Below are 15,321 nucleotides of genomic sequence, written 5' to 3'. Positions count from 1 at the left end.
GTCCTAGACTGCGGTGCATGGCGGGTCTTTACCCTGCCAACCGGGGGGAGAGAATGCCATGCAATCTCGGTCGACACCGTCCGGGTCTCCGTCGACGACACAACAGCCCGACAAAACCTCCGGTGGCGCCAACCGCGACATGCCGCCGGAATTGGGCACGGATGCGGTCGGCATATTCGAAGGCCGGACCTTCATGTTGTCCAATCCCGCCGGGAATGTGCCGGCGGATTCCATCGCTGGTCTCGTACACGACGACACCCGCTACATCAGCCGATGGGAGCTGACCCTCGACGGGAATGCTCCGCTCGTCCTCAGCGCGAACCCTGTCGATCCGTACTCGGCGGCGTTCTTTCTCGCGAACCCTGAGGTCGAGGGCCTGGCGGCGAACCGGATCGGCGTGCGACGGGAACGATTCGTCGGCGACGGCATGTCCGAGCGGATCACTGTGCAATATTTTGGTGCCGAGCCGGTCTCCGTGCGTCTGCGGTTGGAGGCCGGCGCGGACTTCGCTGATCTCTTCGAGATCAAGGGGGCGGGGCGGAGCAGGCTGGCCGACATTCGACGGACCCACCGGTCAGACGGTTCCGCGCTGCGTTTCTCCTACCAGAATTCGCACTGGTCGGCCGTCACCACAATCGAGGCCGAGCCGCGTGCCGATCGGGTCGAGGGCGACGCACTGGTCTGGGACGTGCACCTGGGCCGAGGCGAGACCTGGGGTTGCGAGCTGCGGGTGCTGCTGAACTGCCGGGGGAAGGACTACCAGCCGGCCAACCGTACCTTCGGCGAGGAGCATGACCCCGGTGCCGACGACGCCGCCTGGCGGTGGAGGGAGAACAAGCCACACCTGAGCGCCGAATCAGACCTGTTGCGCAGCGTTTACCACAAGTCGGCCACCGATCTGGTGTCGATGCGGATCGCCAAGGAGATCCACGGCGAGCAGGTCGTTCTGCTGGCCGCCGGCATGCCCTGGTTCCTGGCGGTCTTCGGACGGGACACCCTGATCACCGCCTACCAGAGCGTCAGCTGCGGACCCGACGTCGCCCGGGGTGCGCTGGTCACCCTTGCCGACCATCAGGGCAGCGTCGTCGACGACTTCAGCGACGAGGAACCGGGAAAGATACTTCACGAGTTCCGTTCCGGCGAGCTGACGCAGCTCGGCATCATGCCGTACGGCCCGTGCTTCGGCGCGGCCGACACCACCCAGCTGTGGCTCATTCTCCTCAACGAGTACTGGCGGTGGACGGGCGACGACGCGTTGGTCCAGCGGCTACGTCCCAACGCCGATGCGGCCCTGCGGTGGATCGACAACTTCGGAGACCGCGACGGCGACGGCTACGTCGAGTACGCCACCCGCTCCCCCGAAGGCATGCGCAACCACTGCTGGCGCGACTCACCGGACGGGGTCCAGTTCGCCGACAGCAGCCTTCCCACCCTGCCGATCGCCACCTGTGAGATCCAGGGCTACACCTATGACGCGAAGCTCCGCGCCGCGCAACTCGCCGACGGGCCCTGGGCCGACCGCGCACTGGCGCGACGTCTGCGTACCGAAGCCGCCCAGCTGCGCGAGCGGTTCAACCGCGACTACTGGCTGCCCGAGCGCGGGGGCTACTACGCGATCGGCCTCGACGCCGACAAGCGCCCCATCGACTCGATGACCTCGAACATGGGTCACCTGCTGTGGAGCGGCATCGTCCCGCCGGACCGTGCCGCCACGGTGGCCCGCCACTTGATGTCCGACGAGATGTTCTCCGGCTGGGGTGTCCGGACCCTGTCCACCGAGGACGTGGGATACAACCCCATCGGCTACCACCTCGGGACCGTGTGGCCACACGACAACTCGATCATCGCCGCCGGGCTCGCCCGGTACGGCCACCACGACGCGGCGAACCGCATCGCGATGGCGATGCTGGAGGCTGCAGCCCACTTCGAATACCGCCTGCCCGAGGCCATCTCCGGGTACGACCGCTCGCTCGGCCGACGACCCGTGCCGTACCCCACCGCCTGCAACCCCCAGGCCTGGGCCAGCGGCGCACCCCTGCTCTTCCTGCGGACGATGCTCGGGCTCGACGTCGACGACGGGATCCTCGCCACCGATCCGCATGTCCCCGAGGCGCTGGGGACCATCCGGCTGACCGGGGTCGCCGTCCACGGCGCCCGTGAGACTGTCGAAGCCTCCGCGTCACGGTCGCGCTCCTCGGCCTGAACGGCGGGCCTCAGCCTTCGGCCCGGCGGCGGGCCCGGCGGCGGGCGGTGGTGACGGGCCGGGTCAGCCCGGGGTGAGGAGGCAGAACTCGTTGCCTTCCGGGTCGGCGAGCACCCGCCACGGGACGTCCTGGCCCAGGTCGACGGCGGTCGCGCCGAGACTCCGCAGCCTGGCCGCCTCGACAGCCGGATCGTCACCGGGATACGGGCGGACGTCGAGATGGACGCGGTTCCACCCGCTCTTCACGTCGGGTGTACGGACGAACTCCAGATAGGGGCCGACGCCCTTGGCGGAGCGAAGTCTCGCCCCCTGGTCGGTCACCTCGTGCAGGGTCCAGTCCGTGGCCTCGCTCCAGAACCGGGCCATGGCTCGCGGATCCGCGCAGTCCACCACCACGGCGGCGATCGGTCCGGTGTCCCGGTAGAGCGGTCGGGGGTCCAGCACGCAGAACTCGTTGCCCTCCGGGTCGGCCATGACCGTCCACGGCACCTCGCCCTGGCCCACGTCGGCAACTGTTGCGCCGAGATCCTTCAGGCGCGCAACCACCTGCTCCTGGTGGGCCGCCGAGGTGGTGGCGAGGTCCACGTGCACCCGGTTCTTCACCGTCTTGGGCTCCGAGGAGACGATGAGGTCGACGCAGACAGCGACGGGATCGGGGTAGACGAAGCCCTCGGGTTCGAGGTTGGTCACGCCCGGTCCCTCACTGGAGACTCCCCAACCGAGCGCCTGCGCCCAGAAGCCGCCCAGCGCGGAGTCGTCCCGAGCCTTCATGTTGATCTGAACAAGCCGTGTTGCCATGCGGCGATGCTAGGGCGTACCTCGACATCTCGCCGACCGCCCTGGCCGTCTGCCTGCTCTACAGTCCGCGCTCGTCCGGAGGCTGCTCCTTCGTCAGGTGGAGCAGCCATCCCTCGCCGGTGCGGATGAGCGCGTATCGCCGGCGGCCGGTGCGGCCGTGCAACGTGAACAGCATCCGGCGGGCGGTGCGATCGTGCTCCTCCCACGTGCCGATGTCGGCGATCGACTTGTCGACGTCCTCGTAGGTGAGGTGATCGAGGTCGTGGTCGGGTACGGCAATCGCGAGCCGGTTGTCGCTCGGGCTGTCCGGCAGACCGCGAGGCACCGCCCAGGAGCGCAGCACACCGTCCTCCTCGAGCCGCAGATCGAAGTGCGGTCGTGGTTTGCGGTGGTGGTGCAGGACGAAGGCAGGTGCCACTCTTCCCATTGTCGGCCTCTGCCGGCCCGTCCGCCTGTCAACGCGACCACCTCACGACGCCTGGTCCGCCTTCCAGTCCTCGAGCAGGTCGATGAGCGCCGAGACGCAGTACGGTACATCGATGGCCAAGCGCTCGACCCGATCCACGGTCGGTGACCGTGCCTCTGTGATCACGTTGGTCCACGGCACGTTCGCACCCGACGCGCCGTGGACCAGGCCGGACAGCGCCTTGAGCACGTCGCTGCGGCAGGCCGGCTGCCACGTCACCCGGTTCGTGTGGTCGGGTCGCAACTCTCACCGGGCGCGAGCCTCCGCCGCGCACGGCCTGGCCGAGTATCTGCGGCAGCAGCTCACCGAGCATCCTCGCGCCCGACACTGGGTGATCGCGCACAGCCACGGCGGGAATGTCGCACTACACGCCGCCGACCGGTTGCGTACCGCGCGGGGCCGCGCGGCGCCGGTCACCACAGTGACCCTGGCGACGCCGTTCCTGCACGCGCGTTCTCGCAGCATCACCGGATGGCCGCTGTTCGTCATCGTGCTGTTCAGCGTGCTGCTGCTCGGCTCGGCTTCGGCGACAGCCGTGACCGGCCCGCGTTCGCCCGCCGACGCGGCGCTGCTCGTCGGTGGCGGTGTCTTCGCGGCCATCCTGGCCCTGTGTGCCGTCGGCGCGGTCCTGCACCGGCGATCCCTGGGCCCGGGCTGGCGGAGCCGGCTCATCGGCGCTGTTCACGCACCCACGGCTCGACCCGACGAGATCGTTGTCATCCGGGCCGCCGGCGATGAGGCATCCGGGTTGCTCGCGGCCGGCCAGTTCGTCGGCTGGTTGAGCGCGGCAGCGACCCGGCTGCTGACCAATCTGTGGTTCTGGACCATCCTCATCGGGCTGCCGCAGCTCGCGGTTGTGGTGGCCACTCTCGTGGGGCACGGCGGGCAGTTGGCGTTCAACCTGCTGATCTACGGGTTCACCGCACCCGGCCTCGTGGTGGTTGCCGTGGTGGCGGCGATGGCCGGCTCGGCGGTGTTGTTCGGCATCGACGGCCCGTTCGCCGGTCTGGTCGCGTCCTGCTCGGCCGAGGCAGCCCCGCCCGGCACGGCGACGCTGCTGCAGCTTGAGCCTCGCGCCACTGCCACCAGGAGTGGCCTCGCGCACTCCAGCCTCTACGACGATGAGCAGGTCATCCGCTACGTCCTGTCCGCCGTCCGCCCGTCGCCGCACAACTGACCGAGGGCTCCACTTCAGCGTCCGTTCGCGTCGTACGCCTTCCAGTCCTCGACCGGGGTGAGCGGAACCGGCGCCGGCCGCTCCACCACCGTCGTCAGCTCGATCCGCCGGCCTTCCGTCGCCGAGCGGAGCAGGCTGGTCATCGTTTCGAGTACGTGCAGTGCGACGTGGCCGTCAGCGCGCGGCGGACGCTGATCGTCGGCCCTGGCGAGGTCGATCAGCCCGATGCCCCGGGAACCCTTGGCGTAACCGGCCCGCGGTTCGAGAGCGCGCCATTCGGTGTCGCCGAGCGCGAAGAGGCGGACCTCACCGTCGAAGTAGTTCGGATCGGGTACGGCGAGCGTGCCGGCCTCCCCGTGGACCTCGATCGGCGCCGCCGTCGTCCGGACGCCGTCGAAGCTCGTCGTGATGGTGGAGAGAGCACCGTTGGCGTGCTCGAGTACGCCGGTGAGGTGGGTGTCCACCCCCACCGGGATCCGCTCGCCGGTCCGTGGGCCCGAGCCGATGACACGCTCGGCGCGTAGGCGGCTGGCGGCTCCGGTCACCGCCCGGACCGGCCCGAGCAGGTGGATGAGCGCCGAGATGTAGTACGGCCCCATGTCCAGCATCGGGCCGCCGCCCGGGGCGTAGTAGAAGTCGGGGTGGGGATGCCAGCGCTCGTGCCCCGGCGTGACCATGACGGCCGACGCGGACATCGGGCGTCCGATGAGCCCGCCGTCGATCGCCGCCCGAGCCGTCTGCGTACCCGTGCCCAGGACGGTGTCCGGCGCGCACCCGACGCGGACGCCGGCCGACGCGGCCCGTTCGATGATCGAGCGGCCGTCCGGGAACGTCACGGCGAGCGGCTTCTCGACGTACACGTTCTTGCCGGCGTCGATCGCACCCAGCGAGACGTCCGCGTGCGCCGCGGGGATGGTGAGGTTGAGCACCGTCCGCACGTCCGGGCGGGTGAGCAGACGCTCCACGCTCATCGCCTCGGCTCCGGGAATCGTGGCCGCGACCGCGGCCGACCGGGAGGCGTCGAGGTCGGCCACCGCGACGATGCTCACCTCGGGGTGGTCCGCGAGTGTGTCCAGGTAGGCGCGGGAGATGACCCCGAGACCTACGACGCCGACACGGTGCGGGTCGCCCACACCATCCCCCTCTCGATGACGGTACGGACGCTCGGGTGCTCCAGCACGTCCAGGCTGTGCCCCGGGGTCGTCACGACGATGCGCCCGGCACCCCACCGTCGGGTCCAGATCGCGGGCGAGGTGACCGGCCGGTGCCACGGATGCCACGCCTGGGTCGGGTGGGTGGTCACGGCCAGTACGTCGATGAGGTCATCGTGCAGCACCCAGTACTGCTCGGTGACCAGGTCGAAGTCCTCGATTCCCGCGGTGATCGGGTGCTCCCGGCCGAGGTCGGTGACGCGCACCGTGTGCGGCAGGAAGTTGTCCTCCGGACCACCGTGACGCTCACACGGCTCCCGACCCGGATGGGTCGCGAACTGGCCGCCCACCAGATGCAGGTATTCGGATGACGCGCGGAACGAGTCCACGATGCCGCCGTGCCAGCCGGTGAAGCCCATACCGGCGATGACCGCCGCGCTGAGGCCCGCCACCTGCTCCGCGGTGATCTGCGACATCGTCATGCACTGCACGACGAGGTCGGTCTCCGCCATCTCGGCGGCATCGGCGTAGATCTCGGTCGAGTCCTCGATTCGTACGGCATAGCCGCTCCGTTCGAGGAAGGGGAGGAACAACTCCGTCGCCTTGACCGGCTGGTGCCCCTCCCAACCGCCCCGAACCACAAGTGCTCTCCGCTGCGCCACCCTCGCTCCCTCCCACGGTCCGACCGAGCGCCCATCAACGGATCAACCGCTACGGCGGTTACCCCACTGGCGAGGGCTCTGGACCGAGCCCCGGCCGCCGAGGTGCTGACCCTTTCCATGCGGTTGAGGCGAGACGACCTTGCCTTTCGCGCGTCGGGCAGCCCGATTCGCGGGAACGGCAGGCTGCTCGGTCTCGGTCTCGGTCTCGGTCTCGGCCTCGGCCGTTGTTGAGGTGTCGGCAGCCACCGCGGGGGCGTCTTGGGCGGGCTCAGGCTCCGGCATCGGGTTCTCCTTGGATCTGGTGGGGTCCTACGGGCCACCGACGGCCGCTGGACGCGGACTGATCGACGCCGGGGTACGCGCTTTGACGGTAGCGCAACGCCAGGCCCAGGCGAGTGCTCCCCCGCTCCGATGGGACAGTCGTTACCTGCTGCCTGCCGGCGCGGACCGAACCCCAGGCCGCAACCGCATCGCCGCAACTGGATACTTCTTCTGGCCCGATCCGATGGGCGCCCGTGCCGAAGCTCGCCATGGTCGCGCGGCGAGAGTTACGGCCCTGTATGCGGAGGTGGGTATTGGGCCGTCCGGAGAAGCCCGTAGACCCGGCGGCAGGCCCGGTGCAACGGTTGGCGTGGCAGCTACGACAGTTGCGGGAGCATGCGGGCAACCCGAGCTATCGGCTCCTGGCTCGGCGCGCGCACTACTCGGCAAGCACCTTGGCGGACGCGGCGAAGGGTGACCGGCTGCCGTCGCTGGAGGTGACGCTCGGGTACGTCCAAGCCTGTGGCGGCGACCCGGCCGAGTGGCGGGCACGGTGGTCAGCCATCTCCGAAGCGGCGGCCGCCTCCGGCACCGCCGAGACCACCGCGCAGCGCTGCCCGTATCAGGGGCTGACGGCATTCCAGCCCGAGCAGGCGGAGCTGTTCTTCGGCCGTACGGAGTTGGTCGAGCGGCTCTGGGCACGGGTCGATCGGCGGTGCCTGACCGCTGTCGTCGGGGCTTCCGGAAGCGGCAAGTCCTCATTGCTGCGGGCCGGTCTGCTGGGAGCCATCACCGCCGACCGTGGGCTCGCGCAGCGGTGGCAGACCATGTTGTTGACGCCGACCGAATGCCCGCTGGAGGCGTTGGCCGCCGAGGTCGCGAAGTTGACCGGCCAGGATGCCCCAGAAATCCGAAAGGACCTGGCGGCGGATCCCGCGGCGCTCGACATCGCGGTGCGGAGCGCACTGGCGGGCGGCCCGCCGCAGGCCCGCGCGCTGCTGGTGGTGGATCAGTTCGAGGAGGTGTTCACACTCTGCCCCGACAAGGCGGAACGCCGCCGGTTCATCGAGGCGCTGCTGGACGCCGCGCACGGCCCCGACCGCCGCACAACTGTGGTGCTCGGGGTACGCGCCGACTTCCTCGCCCACCTCATGCAGTACCCGAACCTCGCCGCCGCGCTGGACGACGAGGCGTACCTTCTGGTGCGGCCGGTGAGCTCCACCGACCTGCGGGACATCATCATCCGGCCCGCCGCCCAGGTCGGCATCGGCGTCGAAGCCGACCTGGTCAGCACGGTGCTCGCCGATGCCGCCGACGAGCCGGGCGCGTTGCCGCTCGTCTCGCACGCGCTCCTCGAGACGTGGCAACGACGAACCGGGGAGACCCTCACCCTGACGGCCTATCAGGCGAGCGGCGGTGTGCGCGGGGCGATCGCCCAGACTGCCGAGCGGGCCTACGGCGACTTCGGGTCAGCCGAGCAACACGCCGCTCGCCGGGTCTTCCTGCGGCTCACCGCATTGGGCGACGGCACCGAGGACACCCGGCGGCGCATCATGCGTACCGAACTCGACGGTATCGCCGACGAGGCTGTCACTGCCCGAGTTCTGGACAAGCTGGCCGAATCCCGTCTGGTGGTCATGGGCGACGGCACGGTGGAGGTGGCCCATGAGGCACTCATCCGGGCCTGGCCGCGGCTACACCGATGGCTGACCGATGGTCGCGCAAACCTGCTGATCCACCGGCGACTCACCGAAGCCGCGCACACCTGGGCGACGCTCCACCGTGATGCTGGAGCCCTGTACCGGGGAACCCAACTCCTGGGCGCGCGGGCCCTGGCCGAGGACCATCCGGAGGAGCTCAACGAACTCGAAAGCTCTTTCCTGCACGCCAGCTCCGCTCTCGCCGAATCCGAGCAGAACGCCGTCCGGCGTCAGGCCCGCCTGTTCAAGCGCCTCGTCGCAGGCATATCCACGCTGCTCGTCCTCGCCCTGCTGGGCGGCGGCGTCGCGGTACGACAACGCCAGGACACCCGCCGACAGCAGGTGGCCACGCTCTCCGGTGAACTGTCGCTGCAAGCCCGATCCCTGCTCGCCACCGATCCCGATCTGGCCGGCCTGCTGGCCGTCGAGGCCGACCACCTCAACTCGAACACCGAGACCCAGGGCAGTGTGCTCAGCGCGGCGGCCGCGCCCCGCCGCACCGAGCTCAACGTCGGCGGGCCGTCCATCTACACGGTCGCGTTCAACCCGGACCATTCCCTGTTGGCCTCCGCGGCCGGTGACGGCACCATCGGATTGTGGGACCCCGCACGCGGCACGCGGCTCGCCACCCTCTCCGGCCACACCGGTCGGACCGCCGACCTGGCCTTCGCCGACCACGGAAGGCTGCTCGCCTCCGTCGGGATCGACAGGTCCATCATCATCTGGGATGTAGCAACGCGCCAACAGAAGACCCGGTTGACGGAGAACAACCTCGGGTCGGGCATGGCCTTCAGCCCCGACGGGACCAAGCTCGCCGTCGGCCTCGCCGGCGGCCCCGGCACCGACGCGAATGCCGGCCGTGCCGGCGACATCGCCCTCTACGATCTGCGGACCACAACTCGCACAGTGCTCCGCGAGCACCGGAGTCCGGTCAGATCGCTCACGTTCAGCCACGACGGCGCGGTCCTTGTCTCCAGCGACGGGGTGAAGCACCCGGCCGCTTGGCGTGTGGCGACCGGCGCGGTGTTCGCCAGACTGCCCGCCGATCATGTCTTCTCGGTCGCCTTCGGTCCCTCGGGGTACATCCTCGCGGGTTCCGCCGACGACCGCGGGGTGTACCTGTGGGATCTTGCCGGCGGCCAGCCGGTCCGCCTTCCGCCGCTGCCGCTGGCCGGCCGCTACGCATGGACCATCTCCGCACCCACCGACAGCAAGCTCGCCGTAGCCGACGAGAACGGCGCGATCACCATCTGGGACGTGCGACGCCGCGAGTCCCTGCAGACCTTTCAGGACCGCGGCCGCACCGAAACGGTGTCCGTCGCACTGAGCCGGGACGGGGCGATGCTCGCCTCCGCCGGCTTCAACGGAACCATCGTGCTCCACAATCTGGAGGACGCCCCGTTCAGCGGTTTCGCGGCACAGGTCAAAGACCTGAAGATCAGCCCGGACGGAACACGTGTCGCCTCGGCGGGCAGCGACGGCACCGTCCGCCTCTGGGACACCGACGGTAGACAAGTGGCCGCCCTCGCCGGACACGCAGACGAGGTACAGGCCGTCGCGTTCAGCCCCGACGGGCTCCGGCTCGCCGCCGTGACCCGGAACAACATCGTCACGATCTGGGATCTCCAACGTCGACGACACGCCACCCGACCGATCGTGTCCAAGGGAATCGGTGCGTCCACGGATGTCGCCTTTGATCCTGGTGGCCGTCTCGTCGCAGCCGCCACGCTTGGCCCCTTCATCTGGGACGTCGGCGACATCAACAACCCGACCGACATCACGGCCAGGTTCCCGGCGCACATCGTCACGTCGCTGGCCTTCACCCCCGACGGCCGCCGTCTCCTGGGCGCGAGCGTGGGCGGCTTCGTCAACACGTGGGACGTCACCACCGGCAAACTTCTCAGCCGAGTGAAGAGCCAGCAGGGCACAGTGCAGGACATCGCGGTAAGCCCGGACGGCGCTCTGCTCGCGACCGCCGGCGACAGCCGTACCGTCAAGCTCTGGGACGCCGCGACCGGCAGCGAACTCGCCGTTCTGCACGGCCACACCGCGCCCGTCCAGGTCCTTGCCTTCAGTCGCGACGGCCGCAGGATCGCCTCCGCTGGCGACGACGGCACCATCGTCGTCTGGGACACCGTTACCCAGCAACGCGTTGCGACCCTCAGCGGCCATGGCGCGAGAGTCCGCGGGCTCGCCTTCACCGCCGCCAGAACTCTCATCTCCGGCGCGGAGGACGGCCGAATCATCAGCTGGTCGTTCGATCTTCGCGCCGCCAGGGCCCAGATCTGCGCCACCGTCGGCCGTGAGCTGACCCGGCAGGAGTGGGCGACGCACATCCCATCAGAGCGGTACGACCCCTCCTGCGGCACACCGCCGAGTCGCTGACTGAGCTGCGCAGACGTCCGAAGAATTGTCCGGCGTTGTTTGTCCGGCGCCGCCGCTCTGTCGGACAACCCCGCCCCGAACCAGCCTGACTCCAGGACACGAACCGTGCGGTGGGTGTCCACCGAGGAGTCCGACTGCCCGGGAGCAGCCCGACGGGGGCCCGGGCACCGGACGACACTGCGATGAAGGAGAATCTCAATGAAGCGAATGGCAGCACTGTTGGCATTGCTCATGACCGTGCTCGTGGGCACGCTCGTCACCGCCAGCCCCGCCCACGCTCGCAGTGAGCCGGAGTGCGAATCCTACGTCGACGTCAGCAACCAGGCGGGCTATCGGGTCGCCGCGCCGATCGGCAAGTACGGCGTCCTGCCGTGCTCGCTGCTCTGGGGCGACGGCGGGGCGGGCACGGTGGCCCTTCAGTGGGCCCTGAACGACTGCTACCTCGCACCCGCCGGCAAGACGCTGCTCAACGATGACGGTGCGTTCGGCCAATTGACCTTCAACGCGCTGAAGTTCGCCCAGAGCAAGGCAGGCATCAGCGCGGACGGCCAGTTCGGGCCCCAGTCACGCGCATCCCTGAAGTTCCCCGCCTACACGGGCGGAACCTACGGAACCCCTACCTGTGCCCGCCTCGGCCGTCCGCTGCCGTAGCTGCCGCTGGGTACGCGCCGGCGGTGACATCGCAAACGCTGCCACCGCCGGCTCGCCGATCCCCACGTTGCCGATCGTCGTGGAGACCTTCAGAGGTGACGGGCTCAGTCGAGTACCGACTCGCCACCCGGGTAGGCGAACGACGCGCGTGGTGAGTAGAAGCCCCAGACGATTTCCAGCGGATCGGCCGGACGTAGCGCGTACACCGGGTGGTCGGGCGCGAGGAACTCCAGCGACTCGACCTCGAACGGGTCGACCGGTTCCGCCACGAACGGGTAGTTGCCGCTGAGCAACTTGCCGTCCAGCCGGGTGAGGTAGCGCAACTGACCCCGGTTGACGGCGTCACCGGTGCGCCCGACGCGGGCCGTCGTCCTGATCACGGGTACGCCGTCCGCCTCCGTGGTGGCGATCAGCCGGTGCCCCCGTACCTCGATGGTGGTCCTTCCCGGGGTAGCCGGGACGCCCCGGGCGGCGGCGTACGCCCGGACGACCGGGCTGGAGTTGACGTAGTGCGTCCACCAGCGGCCGGGTGTGACACCGTCGGGAGCGTCGACCCCGGAGAGGTCCGGACCGATGTACGTCAGGGAGTAGGCGCCGAAGCCAGAGGTCTGCCCGGCGTCGTCGACGACGTACTGGTTCATGAAGACCTGGTGGTTCGGTGCCGGCCGGAGCCCGTCGGGCACCAGCGCGGCCACCGCGTCGGGGTCGGCCGGCAGCCAACCGAAGTAGAGCATTCTGCTGTTCACGACGAGCTGCGGAGCGACGATTTCGGTCACGAGGGGTCCTTCCGCTGGGCATCGGTCCGTAGTCGCGACGCTACGGAGCCGCCCGCCGCCCGGACAACGACGGATTGCCGACATGCAACCCGTCGTTGTCGGCTCGGCAGGTCACCGTGGATCGGTCGTTACGTCGAGACGACCGTCAGACGGTGCTGCGGGACCACTGCTGGTTGGTGCCGGAGTTGCACGAATACTGCTTGAGGACCACCCCGTCCGCGGTCGCCGCGCCCGGCACGTCCACGCACTTGTTGCTGTGCCGTGCCCGCAGCTGGAAGTAGCCGCCGTTGGCGACCATCTGGAACTGCTGGTTGGCGCCGGTGCCGCAGGTGTACTGGACCAGCTCGGCGCCGTCGGCGGTTGACGCGCTCACCACGTCGAGGCACTTTCCGCTGTGCCGGCTGATGATGCGCCAGTAGCCGCTGCCGGCGTCCTGGAACTGCCACTGCTGCCACGCACTCCCGCCGTACGTGTACTGGCCGACGCGCGCACCGTTGTCGGTGTTCGGTTGCTGCACGTCCATGGCCTTGCCGCTGTGCCGCACATCGATCCGGTAGAACGTGCCCGTCGATGGCGGCGGGGTGGTCGGGCCGCCGTCGACGGTGTCGCCCCACGCGTACCGGATCCGGTCCGCGCCGGAGGTGTTGCGGACGGTCAGGTTGAGGTCGGTGCCGCTGCCGCTGAGGGCGAACATCGAGTACCAGTCGTAGCCGATGCTGCCGGTCTTGCCGCCGAGGGCGGGCCAGTAGGTGCCTCCCATCTGGTTGTCGCGCATGACCTGGGCCATGGCGCGGATGTAGCGCACGAAGTTGTCGGTGCTGCCCGCGTCGGCGTAGTTGCGGCCGTCGTTCATGGGCGCGCCGAACTCGGTGGCGACCGCGCGGGAGGCGCAGGTGCCGAGGCGGGTCTGGATGTGGCTGCGGAAGGCGTCGTAGGTCATCGCGCCGTAGAAGAAGGCGTAGTAGTGGAAGGACAGCAGCGTCAAGTTGAAGCGGCTGTCGTTGCAGATGTCGCGCAGGTCCTGGCTGAAGCCGGTGCCGCCGATCAGCACCCGGCCGGGCACCGCCGAGTAGTGGTAGCTGAGCCAGTTCGCCGCGACGTTGCGCCACTCCGCCGAGCTGTAACCGTGCGGCTCGTTCATCGGCTCGAAGTAGACGTTGGTGTTCGAGCCGTACGTGTTGGTCACGGTGGACCACATCGCGTTCCAGGCGGCGAGGTTCGTGATCCTGCCGCCGGAGGCGGCGCCGTCCTCCCAGTACGCGAGGATGACCTTGAAGCCGCGGGCGGTTGCGGCGTCGATGGCGCCGCGGTACGCCTCCCACCAGGCCGTCCCCACGGTGTGGGTATTGATCGGCAGCCGGACGGTGTTGACCCCCATGGTGGACGCCATGTCGTCGTAGAGGGCGTTGGCCTTGGCGCGCACCGTCGCGTTGCTGTCGGACGAGCTCAGGCCCTGCACGACGAGTGGGCTGGTCTTGAAGTTGTCACCCAACACGGCCCAGTTCATGCCTCGGAACTGGTTGGTGGCGGCGGTGGCCGGCGACGACGTGACGACGACGATGCCAACCAACGCGGTCAGCGCGGCCACCAGGGCGGACAACGCCCGTCGATGTAGTGCCACAGTCGGAACTCCTTGGACAGGGACCAGCTCAGCTGGTCACGCGGAAGGTGGCGTCGGCACGGCTCTGCGCGTCAGCGACCGGGTCGAGCCGGAGCAGGTAGGCGTAGTGCCGGAGGTAGCGGTCGGGGTGGCTGTAGGACTGGAACGATGTCCACGAGGAGTTGGCAAGACCGGCGACCTGTCGGAAGGTGGCGTCGGCGGCGAAGGTGGTCGTGCCGTCGTTGGCTTCCAGCCGGAAGTCGAACCCGTAGTGGCGCAGGTAGTAGCCCGGGTAGTTGACCGACTGGACGGAGACGGTGCCGGAGCCGGCCAGGCCGGGCACCAGCCGCCACTGGCCGTCCTGGGCGGGGCTGACGTTCGGGTCGATGCGGACGTCGTAGTCGTAGTGCCGTACGTACCGGTCCTGGAAGTTGTACGACTGGATCCGGTTGACCGCGGTGGCCGGCCAGCGGGCGAGCACCCGGTTCTGTTCGGCGGCGGTCAGGTTGAGGATCGACCCGTGCCGTTTCTTGGTGCCACCCATCGCGTACGAGCCGGACGCCGGGAGTCGGTAGCTGCCCGGGCTCGACGGGTTGGTGGTCAGGACCGGCAGGTAGCCGCGTCCGCTGGAGTACTGGTCGAGGTAGAGGACCCACTCGTTGCGGGTGTTCATCTTCATCCACATCGGGCCTTCGACCTGGGAGCCGGTCAGCCCGATGCCGGAGAGGTTCCCGAGGCTGGTCCAGGTGCCGAGGATGGAGTTGCTGCCCTCGATGGCGATCTGGCCGTCCCGGGAGGCCCGTATGTAGCGGTAGGAGCCGACACCGGCCGGCACCTCGATGATCTGGGTGTCGATGATCTCCTGGCTTCCGGGACGGTTCACGTAGGTCTGCGGCGTGGTGACGCTGCGGAAGTCCGTGGTGCGCGCGTAGTAGATGCGGTGCTTGGTCACCCCGTTGAGCGGGACGTTCGTCGCCCAGTAGAGGACGTAGTCGCCGGTGGCCGGGTTCCAGATCGCCTCCGGAGCCCAGGCGTTGCGTCCGTCGGGGATCGCGCCGGCGACGTTCAGCAGCCACGGCGTCGACCAGGTGACCAGATCGGTGGACTCCCACACGACGAGGTTGCGGCTGCCGTTGTTGATCGCGGTCGACCAGTCCTGGCCGCAGCCGATGCACAGGTCCGTGGCGATGATCCAGTATCGGTCGCCGCCGGGCGAGCGGACCAGGGCGGGGTCGCGGACACCGCGGGTACCGACGGTGGACCGCAGTACGAGCCCACCGTTGTTGAGGTCGGTCCAGCGTAGGCCGTCGGTGCTGTGGGCGAGGTAGATCTGCTGGTCGGTCGAGGACTCGCCGGTGAAGTGCGCCATCAGGTAGCCGACGGTCGGGTCGAGCGCCGCCGCCTCCTTCGGTGTCGCCGCCGACCATGTGGTGAACAGCAGGCACGCGGTGACCGCAACCGCACCGAGCCGGGCGAGGACTCTCGACATGT

The 15,321-nt window shown here is 69.3% G+C and carries 12 protein-coding genes; 4 read left to right on the top strand and 8 right to left on the bottom strand.

Going from position 1 to position 15,321, the window contains the following annotated elements:
• Positions 1 to 58 precede the first annotated feature (58 nt).
• Positions 59 to 2,203 (top strand): amylo-alpha-1,6-glucosidase, encoded by a 2,145-nt coding sequence (locus PSH25_RS09040; protein ID WP_274527185.1) that lies wholly within the window; start codon positions 59 to 61, stop codon positions 2,201 to 2,203.
• A 63-nt stretch (positions 2,204 to 2,266) separates the two neighbouring features.
• On the opposite strand, the gene PSH25_RS09035 is transcribed toward PSH25_RS09040, so the two are convergent.
• Genes PSH25_RS09035 through PSH25_RS09025 form a run of 3 tightly spaced genes read right to left on the bottom strand, consistent with a single transcriptional unit; the run spans position 2,267 to position 3,656 of the window.
• A complete protein-coding gene (locus tag PSH25_RS09035) occupies positions 2,267 to 3,001 on the bottom strand; it encodes a VOC family protein (RefSeq protein WP_238658565.1) in 735 nt (244 codons plus the stop codon).
• Between the two features lie 58 nt (positions 3,002 to 3,059).
• Positions 3,060 to 3,428, bottom strand: a complete 369-nt coding sequence (locus PSH25_RS09030; RefSeq protein ID WP_238658564.1) for a DNA polymerase ligase N-terminal domain-containing protein — start codon at positions 3,426 to 3,428, stop codon at positions 3,060 to 3,062.
• Between the two features lie 42 nt (positions 3,429 to 3,470).
• Positions 3,471 to 3,656, bottom strand: coding sequence for a hypothetical protein (locus PSH25_RS09025; protein ID WP_238658563.1), 186 nt, complete (start codon positions 3,654 to 3,656; stop codon positions 3,471 to 3,473).
• On the opposite strand from PSH25_RS09025, the gene PSH25_RS09020 reads away from it, so the two are divergent.
• Positions 3,649 to 4,644: a lipase family protein gene (locus PSH25_RS09020; protein WP_238658562.1), complete on the top strand. Its 996-nt coding sequence runs from the start codon at positions 3,649 to 3,651 to the stop codon at positions 4,642 to 4,644. The genes PSH25_RS09025 and PSH25_RS09020 overlap by 8 nt on opposite strands.
• Positions 4,645 to 4,658: 14 nt before the next feature.
• Here the strand turns inward: PSH25_RS09020 and PSH25_RS09015 are convergent, their stop codons facing one another.
• Both PSH25_RS09015 and PSH25_RS09010 read right to left on the bottom strand, forming a co-directional pair.
• Positions 4,659 to 5,777: a Gfo/Idh/MocA family protein gene (locus PSH25_RS09015; protein WP_238658561.1), complete on the bottom strand. Its 1,119-nt coding sequence runs from the start codon at positions 5,775 to 5,777 to the stop codon at positions 4,659 to 4,661.
• Positions 5,747 to 6,457, bottom strand: coding sequence for a ThuA domain-containing protein (locus PSH25_RS09010; RefSeq protein WP_238658560.1), 711 nt, complete (start codon positions 6,455 to 6,457; stop codon positions 5,747 to 5,749). The genes PSH25_RS09015 and PSH25_RS09010 overlap by 31 nt, the downstream gene beginning before the upstream one ends.
• Before the next feature lie 617 nt (positions 6,458 to 7,074).
• Here PSH25_RS09010 and PSH25_RS09005 point away from each other — a divergent pair.
• Positions 7,075 to 10,803: an nSTAND1 domain-containing NTPase gene (locus PSH25_RS09005; protein WP_238658559.1), complete on the top strand. Its 3,729-nt coding sequence runs from the start codon at positions 7,075 to 7,077 to the stop codon at positions 10,801 to 10,803.
• A gap of 198 nt (positions 10,804 to 11,001) precedes the next feature.
• Positions 11,002 to 11,454 (top strand): peptidoglycan-binding domain-containing protein, encoded by a 453-nt coding sequence (locus PSH25_RS09000; protein ID WP_238658558.1) that lies wholly within the window; start codon positions 11,002 to 11,004, stop codon positions 11,452 to 11,454.
• A gap of 104 nt (positions 11,455 to 11,558) precedes the next feature.
• Here the strand turns inward: PSH25_RS09000 and PSH25_RS08995 are convergent, their stop codons facing one another.
• The 3 genes from PSH25_RS08995 to PSH25_RS08985 all read right to left on the bottom strand — a co-directional run bounded on the left by PSH25_RS08995 (position 11,559) and on the right by PSH25_RS08985 (position 15,319).
• Positions 11,559 to 12,230, bottom strand: a complete 672-nt coding sequence (locus tag PSH25_RS08995; protein ID WP_238658557.1) for an acetoacetate decarboxylase family protein — start codon at positions 12,228 to 12,230, stop codon at positions 11,559 to 11,561.
• A gap of 145 nt (positions 12,231 to 12,375) precedes the next feature.
• Positions 12,376 to 13,851: an RICIN domain-containing protein gene (locus PSH25_RS08990; protein ID WP_238658556.1), complete on the bottom strand. Its 1,476-nt coding sequence runs from the start codon at positions 13,849 to 13,851 to the stop codon at positions 12,376 to 12,378.
• 28 nt (positions 13,852 to 13,879) lie between these two features.
• On the bottom strand, positions 13,880 to 15,319 hold the full coding sequence (locus PSH25_RS08985) for a glycoside hydrolase family 43 protein (RefSeq protein ID WP_238658555.1): 1,440 nt from the start codon (positions 15,317 to 15,319) through the stop codon (positions 13,880 to 13,882).
• Between the last annotated feature and the right edge of the window lie 2 nt (positions 15,320 to 15,321).

Origin of the sequence: Micromonospora foliorum (assembly GCF_022229015.1) — a bacterium.
Lineage (GTDB): Bacteria > Actinomycetota > Actinomycetes > Mycobacteriales > Micromonosporaceae > Micromonospora > Micromonospora foliorum.
This window is presented reverse-complemented; position numbering and strand designations above follow the sequence as displayed.